Raw genomic sequence first — 18,761 nt, 5'->3', positions numbered from 1 at the left:
CGCCCATGGCAGACATCCTCGCCTACGGCGAAGCGCTGATCGAGTTCAACCAGGCGGATCCCGGCAGCACGTCGTGGAATTTCGGCTTCGGCGGCGATACGTCGAACTTCTGCATTGCCGCGGCACGGCAGGGCGCACGCACGGGCTACATCAGCGCGGTGGGCGCCGACCGCTTCGGTCAGGCGCTGCGCGCGCTGTGGCAGGACGAAGGTGTCGACCACACCTACGTGCACACCGATACGCAGGCGCCCACGGGCCTGTACTTCGTTTCGCACGATGCACGTGGCCACCACTTCGACTACCTGCGTGCAGGCTCGGCAGCCAGCCGCTTCCAGACGGCGCAACTGCCATTGCAGGCGATTTCGGCTGCCAAGGCCTTTCACCTGTCGGGCATCAGCCTCGCGATTAGCGACACCGCGTGCGACGCGGGCTTGGCAGCGATGGCGCATGCGCGGGCGTCGGGTGTGTTGGTGTCGTTCGATACCAACCTGCGCTTGCGCCTGTGGCCGCTCGCGCGTGCCCGCGCCGTGATGCAGGAAGCGATGCGCACGTGCGATCTGTGCCTGCCGAGTTGGGACGATGTAACCGTGCTGCTCGACTGCCATGACCGTGACGGCATTGTCGATACGCTGCTCGGCTGGGGCGTGAAGCTGGTGGCGCTGAAGATGGGCGCGGAAGGCTGCTACGTGGCCACACCGGAGTCCCGTACGCTGGTGCCCCGTCATACCGTCAATGCCGTCGATGCGACCGGCGCGGGAGACTGTTTTGGTGGTGCGTTTGTGGCGCGGATTGTTGCCGGGGATTCGCCTGCAGAGGCGGCGCGGTATGCCAATGTGGCGGCTGCGATTTCTACGACGGGGTATAGCGCGGTGGCGCCGATTCCTCGGGCTGAGGTTGTGCGGGCGGCGTTGGCGTCCACGCAGACTGCCTGAATGGATGTTGTTGGTGCGCTGGTGTTTCATCCCCTGCCGGGGCTGACTCACTTTCTTTGTCTTGCCAAAGAAAGTAAGCAAAGAAAGGCGCGCCCGAGATGGCGACTTCCCCTTGGATTTGTGTCACGGGGAGGGGAAGGAGCCAAACTCGCTGCGCTCAAACAGGGCTCCTTCCTTTTTCCTCCCCGCAACAAAAATCCAAGGTGCCATCTGGGGCAGGGTACGGCCACACCATCGTGGATGGGTTGCTAGCGTCGATGTTTCAGCTGTTGGAAAAAAAAACGCCACCGCGTATTTGCGGTGGCGTCTTCTTTTTGCTCATCGTGTGCTTACTTCCCAGGCACCAGGTGCACGCGCGACTCGGTTGCGGCTTCCACCGCCTTGCGCGAATACAGCAACGGGAAATATTCGCCCTTGAGCCATAGCGGTGCCAGGTCGCGGTAATGCGGGCTGTCGGGATTGCCGGACTGACCGGGCAGGTTGACGGCGCGGGAGTTGTCCCAGTTGCCGACGTCCACCACCGTGCGGAACGACGGACCGTTGGTCTGCAGGAAATCGGTCGCGCGATATGTGGATTGATTCGGCGTGTACGGGCTGCCGCCTTCGGGCGTGGGGCCGACGTTGAGCTTGGCGCGCGTCGCCTCGTCGACGATGGCGGCAAATGGATGGGCGTTCAGGTTGTGGTGCAACTGGCCCCAGTTCCACGCCTGCGGGTTCGGGCCCTGGCGCCTGACCATGTCGCTCCACGCCAGCTTCAGGCTGTCGAGCAGCACGGCATCGCGCTTGGCAGCGGCCTGCTGCGGGTCTTCGCCGAACTTGCGATCGCTGCCTTGCGGGTGTTCCAGTGTGTCGAGCATGACAGCGGTATCGGGCGCGGTCATCGCCTCGGCGCCGGCCTTGGAGAGCACGGCATTTTTGAAGGCGCGGCCAAGATGATGCGTGAACCAGACCTCATGCAGCGCGGCCTGCGGAGAATCCGCCAGCATGGTCGCGTTCCACCCCCTGAACAGATTGAGCGCGGCCTGCGTGTCGGCGTCGTTGGACGACAGCGGCGACAGCAGTGCCATCAGCCTGCGCGCCGGGATCGACACCATGTCGTTCTGCAAGCGCATCGAATCTTCGATCGACACCTTGTCGAGCTTGGCTAGCACTTCGTCGATGCGCGCGTGGCGCGAGCCGTTGGTCCACTCAAAGCCCAGTTTTCGCTCGCGGTACGGGTAATCCGGCGGCAGGTTCATCTCGTTGGACGAGGTGAAGTAGCCAGACTTCGGGTTGTAGGCGCTGGGCAGCTGATCGCCACGCCAGAATCCGGCCCATTCGTAGCGGCCGTCACCAGGCACCGGCAGCAGGCCGTCCCAGTTCGGGCGGATCGGGGCGAGGCCGCCCGGCACCCAGCCGATGTTGCCTTTCGTGTCTGCATAAACCTGGTTTTCGGTGGGGGCGCCCCAGTTCATCATTGACTGCTTGAACTGCGCGAAGGTGCGTGCGCGCATGTACCCGACCGAGCCGAAATACGGCGACATGCCCGGCGACAGCCACGCGGAGCGCACGGCATACGCCCGGTGCTTCTCGGCATCGATGTAGATGACGGGGCCGTGGCGCGTGAACGGCAGGTCGACGGGGCGGGACTCACCGCCGCGCACCTTCACGGCTTCGTGCAGCACGGTGAAGGGCTCCCAGCCGCCGTTGTAGCGGTATTCGCTATTGTTGGCCGGGTTCAGCTCGTAGACGTAAAGGTCTTCCTGATCAATGTTGAAGATGGTCAGGCCGAACGCAACGTGCCCGTTATGCCCGATCGACACGGCCGGCAGCGATGGCTCTCCGGCGCCGATGATGTCGAGCGTGGGTGTGCTGACGTGGGCGATGTAGCGCAGGCTCGGTGCCGAATACGCGCGGTGCGGGTCGTTGGCCATCACGGCGCGGCCGGTGGTGGATTTGCCCGGCGCGATCACCCAGTTGTTGCTGCCCTCCATCGACTCTTCGAGGTTGGCGGCGGCAGCCACGCGCGTGCTGTCGATATCCACGCCCTTGAGCGCTTCCGGCGTGAGCTTCACGCCCTGCGTGGCCAACGTGAAGACCTTCAGCAGATCCTTCGGCAGGCACGGGTCCAGGCCTTCGGGCAACTGGGTTTGCCAGGCGGGCTGCAGGCCGAAGCGGACGGTGTCTTCAGCAAGGTTGGCCTTGCAGGCCACGTTGGCGCGTGCAACTTCCGATTGCAGATTGCGCGTCAGCCCGTGGCTGCGGATGCGCACAACGTCTTCCGGAGCCCAGTGCGCGGGCGTGTAGTTCAGCTTGCGGAACTCGAACGGCATCTGCTCCGGATGCTTGATCAGCCAGTCGACATAGGCGTTGACGCCGGCGACGAAGCGCGTGGCAATGCGCTGCGCATCGGGGCTGTAATGATTCCATTCGACCTGCATGTCACCGCGATAGAGGAACAGCCGCGTCGCGCGATCCTGTTCGACATAGGCGGGCCCGAACACTTCCGAAAGTTGCCCCAGGCCCCGGCGGCGCCACAGGTCGATCTGGAACAGGCGGTCCCGCGCCGCGTTGAAGCCTTGCGCGAAGAAGCCGTCGTCTTCGCTCTTGGCGTAGATGTGTGGCACGCCCCAGCGGTCGATCAGGATGTCGGCGGGCTTTGACAGGCCAGGTACGGCGATGGTCTGAGTGGCCGCCTTGGGCGCGTCTTTGGCAACGGCCTGCGCAGAAATGCCAAGCGCAACGGCAGACAACAGCACGGGAAGCGAACGGATAGGCATGGCGATGCAGTCTCCTCTCTGAGCCCGGAATGCCAGCGCAGCCCAGATGGGCAGGGAGGATTCAGGCGTTCTTATGGATACGGCAGACAACCGCGAGCGCGGCTGATTGGGAAGGGCAAGCTGGCCGATCGAGTGAGCTGGTGCTGACAACTGCTAGGGGAGAGATGCCCACCGATCGGCACAGACTGATGAGTATGCGGACGTCTTGCCACCTGCGCCAATGACTTTTGTTGGGTCAACCATTCCGTCAAGGCATGGTTACCGGTGTGTCATGCCAGCGTTTCAGGCCCCGTCTTGCGATGCACATTGGCGGCCAGCACATGGCCCAGTTCGCCTGGGAAGATCGGCTTGGTGATGACGGATTGGTAGCCGGCTTCCTTCGCTGCCTTCAGGCGGATCGGGTCGGCAAATGCCGTCACGGCGATGGCGGGCAGGTCGGTCAAGCCGCGTTCGCGCACGGCCCGCACGAGCTGCATGCCGTCCATGCCCGGCATGGCGAGGTCACTCACCAGCGCGTCGAAGGGGTAGGCGTTGGCAGCCGCCTCCTCCAATGCATCGAGCGCTGCCGCACCACTCGGTACGGTGACAACCTCGGCGCCGTAGCGCTCCAGCATCAGCGCAATCACGCCGAGCGATTCGGGGTTGTCGTCCACCGCCAGCACGCGAATGCCATCCAGCGTCGGCATGCCTGTGCCTGCGACCAGGCCCGGCGCGCGGTTGGCCTGTTCGCCCGGTTGCGCGGCATGCAGCGGCAGCGACACGGCCATGGTCGTGCCACGGTCCGCACCGCTGCTGGCGGCGGTGATGCGGCCATGGTGCAGCTCGACAAGCTGCTTGGCAATCGCCAGCCCCAGGCCGAGCCCCCCGTGGCGGCGTGTGCTGGACAGATCGGCCTGCTGGAAGCGGTCAAAAATATGCGGCAGGAAGGCCGGCTCGATGCCGATGCCCGTGTCGCGCACGGTAGCCACCACGCCTTCGGGCGACGGGTGCACAGAGAGCCGGATGTGCCCACCCTCAGGCGTGAACTTGACGGCGTTGGCCAGCAGGTTCCAGAACACCTGCTTCAGGCGCCCGGCATCGCCTTGCAGCATCGGCACGGGCAGGAATTCGGTATCGATGGTGATGTTCTTCTGGCGCGCCATGGGCTCGATGGTCTCGCGCGCGCGCTCCAGCACGTCAGCCAGGTCCACGGGGCCGATCTCCAGCGGCACCTTGCCCGAGAGGATGGCCGACATGTCGAGCAGGTCATCGATCAGGTGGACTTGCGTGCGGGCGCTGCGCTCGATCGCTTCAATGCCGCGCTTGAACATCGCTTCATCGTAGGCGCGCATGTTCAGCAGTTGGGCCCAGCCCAGCACCGCGTTGAGCGGCGTGCGCAATTCGTGGCTGACGGTGGCCAGGAAGTCGTCTTTCAGGCGGCTGGCGCGCTCGGCTTCTTCGCGTGCGCGGGATTCGGCTTCGAGCAGTTGCGTGCGGCGGGCCTCGGCCTGGCGGCGCTCGCTGATGTCGATCACGGCGTTGGTCAGACCGATGATCTCTCCGGTGTCGTCGCGCAGCGGCATGACCACCACGTCGTAGACCACGCGCTGCGTATGGCGTCGGCGGAACGCGAACTCCACGCGCGTCGGCGTGCCGGTTGCGATGACGCGCTGGCCGGCTTCGGTCAGGCGCGATGCGGCGCGGCGGCCGAACACTTCGCGCACCGTCCGCCCCATGAGCTGCTCGGGCTGCAGGCCGAACACGGGGTTGTGCACCCACGTGAAGTGCATCGTGTTGTCGACGTCGTAGAGTGAAATGGGCGAGGCCTGCAGTGCGGCCAGCAGGCGTTGCTGCGACAGGCGTTGCTGGGTTTCGGCCCGCGCACGCCGTTCAGCCCCGGCGCGGGCGCGGCGCAACTGCTCGCACAAGGCGCAGATGAGCAATGCGCCCACCCCAAACACCGTCATCTGGATTGACGTGAGGGGCATCGCGGCAGGCCAGCTTTGCAGCGTGGCCAGTGCCATGAACAACCCCGCATAGCAGACGATGGCCAGCATCCCCGGCCAGAAGCCGCCATACCACGCGGCAATCGTCACTACCGGAAAGGCCAGGTAGAACGGCAGATGGATACCCATCGCCGATTCGAGCAGCACCCGCCCGATCGTGCCGACTGCGGCAGCACCGATCGCCACGAGCCATGCCGAAGGACGAATGGCCGGCGCACCGTTGAATCCGCTGGTGCTGAAGGGCCCGGGGTCCGGCAACGGGGCAGGGGCGGCAGCGCGCGCGTCCGACGGGCGGGACGAGGAGGGCGGAATGGACGTCACAGTCGGGCGCAATACCGGGCGTGGAACAAGGCAGCCAAAGGTGACTCAGGATACGAATTGGCCGTCGTCGATGCCATCGGGGTTTCGCTGACACGCTTGCAAGACAGCGCCCCATTCTTGCTCAGGCCAACAGCAGCGCGGGCCCGCGGGTTTATCCCCCTGAAGAGGGGTGTCCGGCATGCTTGGGGTGCGGATCGCGCATGCGATCGCGTTGCGTCAGGGCGGGAAACAGCCGCATCCAGGCTGCCACCACCAACAGCGTGCCAAGGCCGCCAAGCACCACCGAGGCCACTGGCCCCAGCAGCCCGGCCAACATGCCCGATTCGAATTCGCCCAACTGGTTGGACGCACCCACGAACACCGAATTGACGGCGCTCACGCGCCCGCGCATGGCATCGGGCGTATCGAGCTGCACCAGCGAAGTGCGGATCACCACACTGATCATGTCCGACGCGCCCAGCAGCACCAGCGCCAACATCGACAGCGGCAGCCAGCGCGACACCCCGAACACCAGCGTCGCCAGTCCAAATACCGCCACGGCAGCAAACATCACCCGGCCAACATGCCGATCCAGCGGACGGTGCGCCAGGAAGAGCGCCATGCCCAGCGCCCCCACCGCCGGCGCCGAGCGCAACAGCCCCAGCCCCCATGCGCCTGTGCCCAGGATGTCGCGCGCGTAGATCGGCAGCAGCGCCGTCGCGCCGCCCAGCAGAACGGCAAACAGGTCGAGCGAGATGGCGCCCAGCACCACCGGCCGCCCCTTGATGAACGCGATACCCGCGAACAGCGATTCGAGGCTCACCGGCGTGCTGACGGGCGCCGCGCGCTCCATCCGCACCAGGGCCAGCAGCACGTGAGCGAGCAAAAACAGCGCGGCTGCCGTGGCATACACCACCGGCGCACCGGCCACGTACAGAAAGCCGCCCAGCGCCGGCCCCAGGATGACGCCGGTCTGCCCGGCCGAGCTCGACAGCGCCACTGCGCGCGGCAATGCCTGCAGTGGCACCAGCGTCGGCAATAGCGCTTGCAGCGTCGGCGTCTCGAAGGCGCGCATGGCGCCAATCACCACCACGCACAGGAAGATCGGCTGCACACCGGCGTGCCCATTGGCCGCCAGCACAGCCAGCGCGAGGGCCACCAGGGCTTCGATGGCCTGACAGGCACGCACGACGTACCGCCGGTCGTACCGGTCCGCAATATGGCCGGAGGCCAGCACCAGCACCACCGACGGAAGGAACTGCGCCAGCCCGACCAGCCCCAGCACATAGGCGCTGCGCGTCAGGTCGTAGATCTGCCAGCCGACGGCCACCCCGAACATCTGATACGCGAAGGTGGTGGACAGCCGGGCGAACCAGAACAGCCTGAAAGCGGGGTAGGAAAACGGCGCATGTGAAAGCGTTTGCGCGGATGCGGAAGAGGAAGCGGGAGAAAGACCGGCGTCGCCAGACACGTTGGATGTGCGCCGGAACCCGGCGATCAATGAAGGAGGCGGAAAAGAGGCGTGAAGCGTCCGTCATCGTAACGGAAGTCGCCCCTTTGTAGCTGCCCGCGCGGGTACGTGGCTTGCGGAACTGCCGGTACACCATTACAGGAGATTTCATCATGGCCACCCACCACGCCCGGCCCAGGCCGGCGCCGGCCAAATCGAAGGCCAAACCGAAGCCCCAGCGCTGGTCGCACCATGTGATGGAAACCAGTGACGCGCTGGACATCGAACCCGACATCTTCAAGTCGCGCAGCCCCGCGCGGATTGCAGCGTCGCTCAAGGCATCGGCCGAGCACAGCCGGCGGCGCAAGGGGACGGCATTCCAATCGGCCATGTCAATGCTGACGTTCTATATCAATCGGGCGGGGCACAACCTCAGCGCCGGCCGGCGCCGGATTCTCGAACGTGCCAAGGATGCGCTGCGTGCCGAGTTCGGTCGCCCTGCGCATAGCGCGGCCAAGGCCCGGGATTGATGGGAAGGTGCGGCGCGGCTCAGATGGTCAGCATGACGCTGAGCAGCTGGCGGGCGACCGCCTTGTAGTTGGCCTCGTCACCCTGCGGCGAATAGGTGGAGAGCGTCTTGCCCCGGTATTTGACGGTCACGATGCCGTTGCGGGTCGAATAGGTGGCCTCGATGCTCCGGCCGCCGCGCTCGAGATTGAAAGGGATGGTCTCGGCGACTAGGCGCGCGGTTTCCTGTGTGGCCGGCGGCGTGGGCGGTACGGCCGACAGCGGCGAGTATGAGGCGGATGCTTGTTGTTCTGGGTGGCGCATGGCGCCTCCTCTTGGGGGGAAACGGGTGTGCACTCCAACGCAGGTTCCGTACCAGCTCCGTTTGGCCCGGGCATGCCATGCGGTCGCCCGAAAAGTGGCACCTCAACTGCAGTCAGGCGCTCGACATGCGAGCGGGTTTGACGCCACGCGTCGGTCCGTTGACGAGATTTGTCAACTTTGTAAACGCAATTAACCGCCAGGATTTTTTGGCCCCGTGCAAATCCGGGCTATCAAGGCGGAGGGACAGGTGCCATTCTGGTAAGTGCCATGGCGCGCGCATCGCATGCACATCGCGCCTTGCAGGCACCCTGCCGACGTTCCAACCATGCCAACAAGGAGGCGATATGGGTTCCCATACCTACAAGATGATCGAGCTGGTCGGTTCTTCACCCGACTCCAGCGATGCAGCCGTCCGCAACGCCGTCGCGCGAGCGGGCGAGACGCTCAAGCATCTGGACTGGTTTGAAGTGCTGGAAACACGCGGCCACCTGGTGGACGGCAGAATCGCCCACTGGCAGGTGACGATCAAGGTGGGGATGCGGCTTGAAACGCTGGAGAGCGAAAAGCCCGCCGGCAAGAAGAAGGGCAAATAGCGGTCAAAGAAAAAGGCGGCCAGGATTGCTCCGGCCGCCTTTTTCGTGAGGACTGCGTTGCAGCGTTATTGCGCTTGCGTGAAGTCCAGCGCGTTGGTCAAGTCGCCCATCGGCTTGTTGCCGTTGGAGACGAGCGCGTCGTCACGTTGCTTGATACCCGGCAGCGTCGGCAGGTCGAAGCGGTGCGTGATCAGGCGCAGCACCGAAGCCGTGTCGTACTGGGTGTGGTCAACGAAGCCCTTCTTGGCAAACGGCGAGACAACGATCGCCGGGATACGCGTGCCCGGGCCCCAGCGGTCAGCCTTCGGCACCGTGGCGTGGTCGTAGAAGCCGCCGTTTTCGTCATACGTCACGACGATCACCATGTTCTTCCACTGCGGGCTCTTCTGCAGTTGGGCGATCACGTTGGCGATGTGCGCGTCGCCGTCAGCCACGTTGGCGTAGCCCGGGTGCTGGTTCAGGTTGCCTTGCGGCTTGTAGAACGTGACAGGGGGCAGCTTGCCTGCGGCTGCGTCTTGCAGGAAGGCGGCGTCGTAGTCGCGCAGGTGGGCCGCACGCTCAGCAGCGCCGGCGGTCGTGGCCGGGTCGAAGCGGCTGAAGTAGTTGAACGGCTGGTGGTGCGGCTGGAACTGGATCGAGCCGCTGTAGATCACGCTGCGCGTGGCGTTCGGGGCGTCAGCAAGGGCCGAGTTCCAAGCGCCGGCGTACCAGGCCCAGTCCACGCCACGGGCGGTCAGCAGGTCACCGATGTTGGTGCTCGACTGCTTCGGCAGGGTGGTGGCCTTGGTCGGGTCAGCGTAAGCCGCGTTGCCGCTGGCAACGGCATTGCCCGACGGCTGGTACGGCGGCTGCATCGTGTTGACGGCGTACGAGTTGCCGTTGCTGTCCAGCGGTGTCAGGTTGCCGTCCTTCGTGCCGCCTGTGTATGACGTCGGGGCGCCCGCCATGACCGAGCTGGCGCTCGGGGTGAGCGTGGGTGAGCCGTTTGCATCGGTCGTAACCGAGGCGATGCTGCCCGAAGCCGGCGAGTTTGCGGCGTTCGGATAGACCGGTGCGCACGCGCAGATCAGGTACTGGTGGTTCAGGAACGAACCGCCGAATGCGCCCATGAAGAAGTTATCCGCCAGCGTGTATTGCTTGGCGATGTTCCACATGGTCATCTTGCTACCGTCGTAGTAGCCCATGGTCAGGCCACCGGCATCGGCAAAGGCGGCGAACTTGTCGTTCTTGCCGCCGTTGATCTGCATCTGGTTCTGGTAGAAGCGGTGCCAGAGATCGCGCGTGATGACGTTCTGGCCGACGACCGTGCCCGTGCTGCCGAAGCCCGACGCGCTGTCGATCTGGAACATCTGGTTGGGCATGTTGGCCGTAGACGCCTGCGTGATCTGCACGCTTTGGCCGGCTGCGGTCACGCCACCCCAGGTGGGCGGCAGCGTCGGCAGCACAGAGCCATCGAAGTCTTTCTGCGCAACGGCAGTGCCCGTCGAGGTCGGGTTCACACCAGGGATGCCATTGGCACCAGGGAACAGGCCGTAAAGGTTATCGAAGCCGCGGTTTTCTGCGTAGATCACCACGATCGTCTTGACGTTGTTGGCCAGCGCCACGCGCTTGGCCACGCCGTCACGCAGGCTCTTGCCGACGTCGCCGCCGTTGGCAATGGCGTCGGCGATCAGGGCGATGGCCTGGTCGATTTCAGCCTGCAGGGCAGCCTTCGTGCCGGCGTCGGTTTCCTTGTTGTGGTCTTCCAGCAGCTTGTCGATCGTCACCCCAAGGCGTGCGGCGAGCGCCGTCTTGGCAGCGTTGATGTCGCCGCCGTTGCTGTCCATCAGCACGGCCAGTTCGGTCGAGATGGCGCTGACAACGGCGTTGGCACCGGCCGGTGCGCGGAACACCAGCGGTTGCGTAATGGCTGTGTGCGTACCCTTGTCCGGGTCGTTGCGGAAGGCGTCCGTGCCAATTTCCACGGTGATGGCGCCCGAGCCCGCCAGCGTGTAAGCGCCGTTCGCATCGGTATAGGTGCTGGTTTCACCCGAATCGCACTTGCCGTTGTTGTTGGCGTCGATACAGACCTTGGCATGTTCGAAGTAGCTGCCCGTCACGACGCCCGAGGTGGACGCGGAGGCATTGCTGTTCGAATCGCTGCCACCACAGGCAGACATGCTGGCCGCAACCAACGCGGTCAGCGGCAAAAGACGAAGCGCTCGGCTCATGATTTCCCTGGATTGTTGTGTGGGGGACGAAAGCGAGCCGGAGTCTGTGCTTTGTGTGTGACAAGTTGATGATGAAAACGCAGGCGTAGCGCCGATTTCGCCCCAGTTCAGCGTGATAACCATCATCAGGATGAGCAGGGGCACCACCGAACGTTTGAAGACATTTGCCACCATGGGACCTCTCCAAGGGCTGACATGACACATGTTTGACGACATGAAAGTGTCATGGGAGTCATGCTAAGTTGCAAGGCTCCCAAAATTTCGCCTATCGCAAATGCGCCGCCTTCTGTCTGCAGCTACTCTTCGCGTGATCGCCGTTTCTGCGCTTGCGCTTGTCGGGCTGGTGGCCGGATTGAGCGGTTGCGACCGAGGCGAACCAGCGGCGGCACATGCAGCAACGGCACCGGTAGTGGCGGCATCGGCGGCAGCAGCACGGGCCGCCAAGGCACCAGCGTCGCCCGCTTACGAAAGAGCCTTCTACACGATGATGGCGACACGACACCCGTCGGTTCCGGCGATGACGGCATTGGGCAAGGCGCTGTTCTTCGATCCGGCCATGTCCGCCTCGGGCAAGCTGGCCTGCGCAAGTTGCCACAGCCCCACGCATGCCTATGGCCCGCCGAACGATCTGTCGGTGCAGCTTGGCGGCACGGGCATGAACAAGACCGGCGTGCGTGCCGCGCCGTCGCTGCGCTATCTGCAGAACGTGCCGTCGTTCTCCGAACACTTTTATGAAAGCGACGGCAACGACTCTGAAGACCAGGGCCCGACCGGCGGCTACACATGGGACGGCCGCGTGTCGTCCACACACGACCAGGCGCGCATCCCGCTGCTGTCGGGGCACGAGATGGCCAATGGCACGCAGGCCAGCGTTGTGGCCAAGTTGCGCAATGGCCGTCATGCACAGACGTTCCGTCAGGTGTTCGGTAACGACATCCTCGACAACGAAGACACCGCCTTTCGCGCCGCACTGATGGTGCTGGAGGTCTTCCAGGAAACGCCGTCCGAGTTCTATCCCTACGACAGCAAGTACGACGCGTTTTTGCGCAAGCAGGCGAAGCTTTCACCGCAGGAAATGCGCGGGCTGCAGGCGTTTGCCGATCCGGCCAAGGGCAATTGCGCCTCATGCCACGTGAGCGCCATCAAGCAGGACGGTGCATTCCCGGCCTTCACCGATTTCGGCCACATTGCCGTGGGCGTTCCACGCAACCGCACGCTGGCCGCCAATGCTGATCCGAAGTTCTTCGATCTGGGCCTGTGCGGGCCTGACCGGACCGATCTGAAAGACCGCGCCGACTACTGCGGCCGCTTCCGCACGCCCTCGCTGCGCAACGTGGCGCTGCGCAAGACGTTCTTCCACAACGGTGCCATCCATTCGCTGGAAGACGCGGTGCGCTTCTACGCCCAGCGCGACACGCAACCGCAGAAGTGGTATCCGCGCAAGGCTGACGGTGCGGTCGACAAGTTCGATGACCTGCCGCCCCAATACCGCGCCAACGTCAACATGGAACCGCCGTTTGGCGGCAAGCCCGGCGACAAGCCCGTGTTGTCCGCAGCTGATGTGCGCGACATCGTTGCCTTCCTCAAGACGCTCTCCGACGGCTACCGCCCCGTGCGGACAGCGCAATCTGGCGCCCAGGGCGGCAGCCGCGTTGCACAGCGCTGAACCGCCGGCTCCAAGCCCCCGGCCCGTTTGTTGCAACACTCAACGCGGGATTCCCGCAAGGCCGCGCGTGCGCTGCGGTTATCATCGGCGGATCGTCTTTGTGCTGTCTTCCACTTCCCGCTATGACCTGGCTTGCTGACCCGTCCATCTGGATCGGCCTGTTCACCCTGGTGGTGCTCGAGATTGTTCTCGGCATCGACAACCTCGTTTTCATCGCCATCCTGGTCAACAAGCTGCCGCCAGCGCTGCGCGATCGTGCCCGGATGATCGGTCTGGGCCTGGCGTTGCTGATGCGCATGGTGCTGCTGGCAGCCATGTCGTGGCTGATCGGGCTGACCAAGCCGTTGCTCACGCTGGGGCCGGTTGACCTGTCGGGTCGATCGATCATTCTGCTGCTGGGGGGCTTCTTCCTGCTGTTCAAGGCCACGTCTGAGCTGCATGAGCGTCTGGACGGCCAGCCGCAGGACGAAAGCCACGGCAGCGGTCACGGCAAGTTCTGGAACGTGATCGCGCAGGTGGTAATTCTCGATGCGGTGTTCTCCATCGACTCCGTCATCACCGCCGTGGGCATGGTCAACGATTTGCCGGTGATGATGGCGGCCGTGGTGATTGCCATGGGCGCCATGCTGTTTGCTTCGCGGCCGCTGACGGAATTCGTCAACGCGCATCGCACGGTGGTGGTGTTGTGCCTGAGCTTCCTGCTGATGATCGGCTTCTCGCTCGTTGCCGAGGGTCTGGGCTTTCATATTCCGAAGGGCTATCTGTATGCCGCCATCGGCTTCTCGATCCTGATCGAGTTCTTCAACCAGGTGGCCCAGCGCAATACCGTGCGCTACGAGCGCCGGCGCCCGCTGCGCGAACGCACTGCCGATGCCGTGCTGAGCTTGCTGGGCGACCGCCGTGGCGCGCCGGCAGAGTCCGAATCGCACGAGGCGGCTTCGCACGAGACCGGCAAGTCCGTGCCCGAGACCGTGTTCCGCCCGGAAGAGCGCAGCATGGTCAGCGGCGTGCTGGATTTGGCCGAACGTTCGGTGCGCTCGATCATGACGCCGCGCCACGATATTTCGTGGGTGGATATCGACGCCGATGCGGCCGTCACGCGCAAGTTGCTGCTGGCCGTGCCGCATAACCAGTTCCCGGTCTGCCGCGGCGGTCTGGATGACTTGGTGGGCGTTGCGCGCGCCAAGGATCTGATGGGCGATCTCGACACCCGCGGCTCGATCGACGTAGACCGCAGCGTGAAGCCTGCGCTCAAGGTGTCCGACAACATCGGCATCCTGCGCCTGATGGATCAGCTCAAGCGTGCGCGCGGGCGCATGCTGCTGGTGACCGACCCGCTGGACGTGGTGCAAGGCGTGGTGACACCCATCGACGTGCTCGAAGCCATTGCGGGTGAATTCCCCGATGAGGACGAACGCCTGGGCGTGGTGGAAGTCAGCGATGGCTGCTGGGAAGTCGCTGGCGAGGCCGACCTGCGCCAGCTCGAAGATGTCCTGCATGTCGACTGGCTGCTCGACGAAGGCGGCGGCGCCACCAGCCTCGGTGGCTACCTTTTCAACCAATGGGACCGCCTGCCGGAGGTGGGCGATACGCTGGTGCGCCACGACCTGCGTTTCGTCATCCTCGAAGCCGCCAGCCGCCGCATCGTGCGGGTGCGCATCGAGCGCATGGAAGATGTGACGGCACCCGAGGCGGAAGCCTAAGGCGTCGTCGATGTGACCGGCCGTGGTGCACGCGCCAAGCCAAGGCTGAGCACAGCCGCCAGCACGCAAGCGATGCCACCCACCTGGCGCGTGCTGACGGCCTCGCCGAGCAGCGTTGCTGCAAATACCATGGCTGCCACAGGTGCCAGCGCGGTAAACAACGATGCCTCTGCACCGCTCACGCGCGCGGCCCCGGCATACCAGAGCACAAAACCACCGACCGTCGGCACGATGGCGTAATACGCCACGGCCATCAGTGCTTGCGTGGTTTGCACCGATGCGTGCAACTGCCACGGCGCTTCCCACAGCGCGGGCAGCAGCGCTGTCAGCAAACCGAATGCACTCATCAATGCCGATAGCGCGAGCGGCGGTACGGGCGTGCGCAGGCGTTTGTTGAGCAGGATGAAGAGCCCCTCGCACACCACTGCGCCCATCACCAGCAGATTGCCCAGCAGCGGATGTGTCGCGTCGCCGCGCGGCTGCAGGGCGATGGCTAGCACGCCGGCGGTGGCCAGCCCAATCGCCCCCAGCACCGCGCGCCCAGGCCGTTCGCCCAGCAGCACGATGGCGATCAGCGCCGACATGACCGGCAGCGTGCCGATGATGACGCCCGCATCTGCCGCTGACGTGTGCCGCAGCCCCGAAATGAGCAGCGTTGTATAGCCCACGCTGCCGGCAGCCGCTTGCACGAAAAGCAGCGCCCAATCCCGACGTGCGAGCACGGGCCAGCGCGTGCGCGTCATGCGCATGATGAGCAGGAACAGCGGCAGCGCCGTCGCAAAGCGCAACGCTGTCGCCGTAAATGGCGGCAGGCCCGCCGCGATGATCTTGCTGGCTGCCACGGTGCTGCCCACCAGCACCATCGCCAGGGCAAGGTAGAGACAACCTTCGAGTCGTTTGGACATATCGCATCCTGCGTGGGTGGAAGCCGCAGGATGGGCGCACGCGATGCGCGCGTCTTGAACGAAATTGCAGCGCTAGGGTGCGGAGGATGCGGCTAGCGCGCCGCTGCCACCATGCCCGGCGACACGCCGTACTTGCGCACGAACTGCCGCGTCATGTGGCTTTGATCGGCAAAACCGCATGCGGCGGCAACTTCCGCCAACGGCTGGCCTTGGGCGATCAGCCGGCGCGCCAGCGCCACGCGACGCTGCACCTGATAGGCGTGAGGCGTGAGACCGGTCACGCGAGCAAAACCACGCAATACCTGGAAGCGGCTGAGGCCCGTCTCGTGCGCGAGGTCGAGCAGGGAGATGGCGGCCGCGGGGTCGTCGTCGATGCGGGTGCGGGCAAGCTGGATGGCGTCGGGGGCGGCGTCGGCGTGGTGGTTGGTGCGGTCGTTGGAGGCGTGCAGCGCGTCTGCCAGGACGGACAGCAACAACTGCTCGCGCAGCAGTGCATCGCTTTGCGCGGCGGGCACCGTCATCTGCGCAAACAGCGGCCGCATGCGGGCGGCGAGGTCTGCGTCGTGGATGACAGGGCGGTCAAACTCGGCGTCGCCGCAGTGGCCGGGCTGCAGGTCCGTTGCCAACTCGGCAACCACGCCGGGGTCGAGGTAAAGCATGCGCCAAGCGCGGCCGGCATCGCCAATGGGTGTGCCATCGTGCACTTCGAATGGATTGACGGTGATGACGTCGCCTGCGCCGGCTTCTACCGTGCCGCGTCCGCTGAAGGATCTCTGCGCCCCCCGATCAACGATGCCGATGCCGAACTGCCCATGCGTGTGGCGCGGGAAGGCGTGGCCGGAATCTGCTGCAACGGCTTCCACGCCGCGCATGGCGCAGCGATGCATCGAAAACGCGAGGTTGGCCGACCGGCTGGGCAAGGGCGGTTCCTTGTGAGGGAGATACGCAAATATATGGATCTGTAGCGTGGCAGCAGCATACGCTTTCTTCGCATTTCGCTCATTTTTTGCCCACAGGCGGTTGGTATGCTGGCGCTTTCTGCGGCAGCGCGCCCGGTAAGATGAGGCCGTGCCTGCTGCCGGGGCAGTGCGGGAACCGCTCCCGCTAGCGGAGCCCGGCAGCCCCTGACTGATCCATGCGCCCGTCTTTCGGTATCACCTCCAAGCTGTTCGTCGCGTTGTTCATGCTGAGCATCGTTGTGGCGCTCGCCATGGGCGCCGCGGTGCGCTGGCGCTTTGACGCCAATTTTCTCGACTACGTGAACGCGCGCGAATCCGAGCGCATGGCCGTACTCGCGCAGGGCGTGGAGGCCGCCTACACGCAGCACGGCAACTGGGATTTCCTGCGCAACGATCGCATGGCGTGGTTCCGCCTGCTGCGCCGCGAAGGCGCCCGGGCACGCGCCAACGGCATGGGCGGCGACCGCTTCGACCTGCCACCGGGCCATCGCTTTGATCCGCTCCCTCCCGGCCCGGACCGCGGCATCGACGGAGACATGCCGCCGCCGCCCGGGCCGCCTCCCGCAGGGAGCATGCCCTCGCACCCGCCCGGCGAGCCGCCGATGCCGCACTCGCCAATCTGGCTGCTTGATGCGCAGCGCAACGTCGTCATTGGAGACGGGCCGCCGCTCGGGCCGAACGCGCGATGGCAGGAACTGCACCATAACGGCCAGACCATCGGCTGGCTGGCCATGCCCCCGCGCGTGCGGGTCCCCGAGGGCGCCGACCAGGCATTCCAGGCGCAGCAGCTGCGCGCGACGTGGATCATCGCGGGGCTGTCGGTTCTGCTGGCGGCGTTGGTGGCGGTGCTGCTCGCACGCGGTCTGCTCGCTCCGATGCGCCGGCTGACGGATGCCGCACGCCGCATGGCCGATGGGGACTACGCCACCCGTGTCGACGTGCATTCGCGCGATGAACTCGGCGGGCTCGCGGCGGATTTCAACCACCTTGCCGCATCGCTGGAGGCCAATCAGAAGATGCGGCGTCAGCTCACGGCCGACATCTCGCACGAACTGCGCACGCCTCTGGCCGTGCTGCGCGGTGAACTGGAAGCACTGGAAGACGGCGTGCGCCCGCTGACGGCCACCTCGCTCGCCTCATTGCAGGCGGAGGTGGCGACGCTCAACAAGCTCATCGACGACTTGTACGAACTCTCGCTGGCCGATGTGGGCGCGCTCGCCTTCCACATGGAGCCGCTCGACCTGGCCGATACCGTGTGCAGCGCCGTGCAGGGCTTCACGCCGCGTCTGATGGAAAAGGGCATCGCGCTGCAGCTGGACTTGCCGGAGGCGCCGTCGCACGAGACGCTGGTCAAGGGCGACGCGCAGCGCCTGCGGCAGGTCATGCAGAACCTGCTGGAAAACACGCTGCGCTACACCGATGCCGGCGGCACGCTGCGCGTGCATGTCCACAAGGACGGTGACTGGCAGCAGATCGACGTGCAGGACACCGCGCCGGGCGTGCCCGAGGCGATGCTGCCGCGCATTTTCGACCGCCTGTTCCGCGTGGATGCCTCGCGCAGCCGGGCGCAGGGCGGGGCCGGCCTGGGCCTGAGCCTGTGCCAGACCATCGTTGCCGCACACGGCGGCACCATTGAAGCCAGACATTCGCCATTGGGCGGGCTGTGGATCGCCATCCGCCTGCCTGTTCTTGATGTGCTTGATCCGCTAGCCGACCATGATTCTGATCATTGAAGACGAACCCAAGCTGGCCGCATTGATGACCGACTATCTGCGCGCCGCTCATTACGAGACCGAGTGGCTGGCCGATGGCACGCATGCCACGCAGCGCGTTCGCGAGACGGTACCCGAACTCGTGCTGCTCGACCTGATGCTGCCCGGCAAGGACGGCTTGGAAATCTGCCGCGAGGTACGCGCCTTCAGCGAGGTGCCCATCGTCATGGTGACGGCGCGTGTTGAAGAAATCGACCGCCTGCTCGGCCTGGAGCTGGGCGCCGACGATTACGTCTGCAAGCCTTTCAGCCCACGCGAACTGGTGGCGCGCATCAAGACCATCCTGCGCCGCGTACAGCGCGGTGGCGGCATGCCGGAAAGCGCCTTGCAGATCGACGGTGCCGCCTATGCCGCCACGCTGCGCGGGCAGCGCCTCGACCTCACGCCAGTGGAGTTTCGCCTGCTGGCCGCGCTGGCGGGTGCACCGGGGCGCATTCTGTCGCGCTCGAACCTGCTCGAGCAGATCTACGACGACCACCGCATCGTGACCGACCGCACGGTCGATACCCACATCAAGAACCTGCGCCGCAAGATGGAGCAGGTGAGCCCGGGCACCGATCTGATTCATTCCGTCTATGGCGTGGGTTATCGCCTTGACGCCTGAGGTTCAAGAAAACTCCTCTGTTTGCCCACCTTTGGTGCGATGTCGATGGCTACAGTGAGCGTATGGCTGGCATGTCCGGCCGACGATCTCAT

Annotated in this window: 14 protein-coding genes; 7 read left to right on the top strand and 7 right to left on the bottom strand. The window is 65.2% G+C overall.

Annotated features, from left to right (window positions below):
- Window positions 1–5: 5 nt before the first annotated feature.
- Window positions 6–932 (top strand): sugar kinase, encoded by a 927-nt coding sequence (locus tag NG898_RS21115; RefSeq protein WP_252694271.1) that lies wholly within the window; start codon window positions 6–8, stop codon window positions 930–932.
- Window positions 933–1,261: 329 nt separating this feature from the next.
- On the opposite strand, the gene NG898_RS21110 is transcribed toward NG898_RS21115, so the two are convergent.
- The 3 genes from NG898_RS21110 to NG898_RS21100 all read right to left on the bottom strand — a co-directional run bounded on the left by NG898_RS21110 (window position 1,262) and on the right by NG898_RS21100 (window position 7,447).
- On the bottom strand, window positions 1,262–3,691 hold the full coding sequence (locus NG898_RS21110) for a penicillin acylase family protein (RefSeq protein WP_252694270.1): 2,430 nt from the start codon (window positions 3,689–3,691) through the stop codon (window positions 1,262–1,264).
- A gap of 269 nt (window positions 3,692–3,960) precedes the next feature.
- Window positions 3,961–5,997, bottom strand: a complete 2,037-nt coding sequence (locus NG898_RS21105; protein ID WP_420803713.1) for an ATP-binding protein — start codon at window positions 5,995–5,997, stop codon at window positions 3,961–3,963.
- 151 nt (window positions 5,998–6,148) lie between these two features.
- On the bottom strand, window positions 6,149–7,447 hold the full coding sequence (locus NG898_RS21100) for an MFS transporter (protein ID WP_252694268.1): 1,299 nt from the start codon (window positions 7,445–7,447) through the stop codon (window positions 6,149–6,151).
- 152 nt (window positions 7,448–7,599) lie between these two features.
- Here NG898_RS21100 and NG898_RS21095 point away from each other — a divergent pair, with 152 nt between their 5' ends.
- A complete protein-coding gene (locus NG898_RS21095) occupies window positions 7,600–7,956 on the top strand; it encodes a DUF3175 domain-containing protein (protein WP_252694267.1) in 357 nt (118 codons plus the stop codon).
- A 19-nt stretch (window positions 7,957–7,975) separates the two neighbouring features.
- On the opposite strand, the gene NG898_RS21090 is transcribed toward NG898_RS21095, so the two are convergent.
- A complete protein-coding gene (locus NG898_RS21090) occupies window positions 7,976–8,257 on the bottom strand; it encodes a hypothetical protein (RefSeq protein ID WP_092971996.1) in 282 nt (93 codons plus the stop codon).
- Window positions 8,258–8,601: 344 nt separating this feature from the next.
- Between NG898_RS21090 and NG898_RS21085 the strand changes: the two genes are divergently transcribed.
- The gene (locus NG898_RS21085) at window positions 8,602–8,850 is read left to right on the top strand and encodes a dodecin (RefSeq protein ID WP_252694266.1); all 249 of its coding nucleotides are present in this window, start codon (window positions 8,602–8,604) and stop codon (window positions 8,848–8,850) included.
- Window positions 8,851–8,915: 65 nt separating this feature from the next.
- Here NG898_RS21085 and acpA read toward each other — a convergent pair whose 3' ends face one another.
- Window positions 8,916–11,060 (bottom strand): acid phosphatase, encoded by a 2,145-nt coding sequence (acpA, locus tag NG898_RS21080; RefSeq protein ID WP_252694265.1) that lies wholly within the window; start codon window positions 11,058–11,060, stop codon window positions 8,916–8,918.
- 274 nt (window positions 11,061–11,334) lie between these two features.
- Between acpA and NG898_RS21075 the strand changes: the two genes are divergently transcribed.
- Window positions 11,335–12,726 (top strand): cytochrome-c peroxidase, encoded by a 1,392-nt coding sequence (locus tag NG898_RS21075; RefSeq protein WP_252694264.1) that lies wholly within the window; start codon window positions 11,335–11,337, stop codon window positions 12,724–12,726.
- A 122-nt stretch (window positions 12,727–12,848) separates the two neighbouring features.
- On the top strand, window positions 12,849–14,429 hold the full coding sequence (locus NG898_RS21070; protein ID WP_092971993.1) for a TerC family protein: 1,581 nt from the start codon (window positions 12,849–12,851) through the stop codon (window positions 14,427–14,429).
- On the opposite strand, the gene NG898_RS21065 is transcribed toward NG898_RS21070, so the two are convergent.
- Window positions 14,426–15,334 carry a DMT family transporter gene (locus NG898_RS21065; protein WP_252694263.1) on the bottom strand — a complete coding sequence of 303 codons (909 nt, stop codon included), beginning with the start codon at window positions 15,332–15,334 and terminating at the stop codon, window positions 14,426–14,428. The two genes, NG898_RS21070 and NG898_RS21065, sit on opposite strands and share 4 nt — an antisense overlap.
- A 92-nt stretch (window positions 15,335–15,426) precedes the next feature.
- Window positions 15,427–16,206, bottom strand: a complete 780-nt coding sequence (locus tag NG898_RS21060) for an AraC family transcriptional regulator (RefSeq protein ID WP_252694761.1) — start codon at window positions 16,204–16,206, stop codon at window positions 15,427–15,429.
- A gap of 263 nt (window positions 16,207–16,469) precedes the next feature.
- Here NG898_RS21060 and NG898_RS21055 point away from each other — a divergent pair, with 263 nt between their 5' ends.
- Both NG898_RS21055 and NG898_RS21050 read left to right on the top strand, forming a co-directional pair.
- Window positions 16,470–18,026 carry an ATP-binding protein gene (locus tag NG898_RS21055; RefSeq protein WP_252694262.1) on the top strand — a complete coding sequence of 519 codons (1,557 nt, stop codon included), beginning with the start codon at window positions 16,470–16,472 and terminating at the stop codon, window positions 18,024–18,026.
- On the top strand, window positions 18,010–18,669 hold the full coding sequence (locus NG898_RS21050) for a response regulator (protein WP_252694261.1): 660 nt from the start codon (window positions 18,010–18,012) through the stop codon (window positions 18,667–18,669). The genes NG898_RS21055 and NG898_RS21050 overlap by 17 nt, the downstream gene beginning before the upstream one ends.
- Window positions 18,670–18,761: the final 92 nt, after the last annotated feature.

It is taken from the genome of Ralstonia mojiangensis (genome assembly GCF_023955645.1).
Taxonomy (GTDB): domain Bacteria; phylum Pseudomonadota; class Gammaproteobacteria; order Burkholderiales; family Burkholderiaceae; genus Ralstonia; species Ralstonia mojiangensis.
Note: the sequence above shows the minus strand (reverse complement) of the source record. Positions and strands in the feature narration are given on the sequence as shown.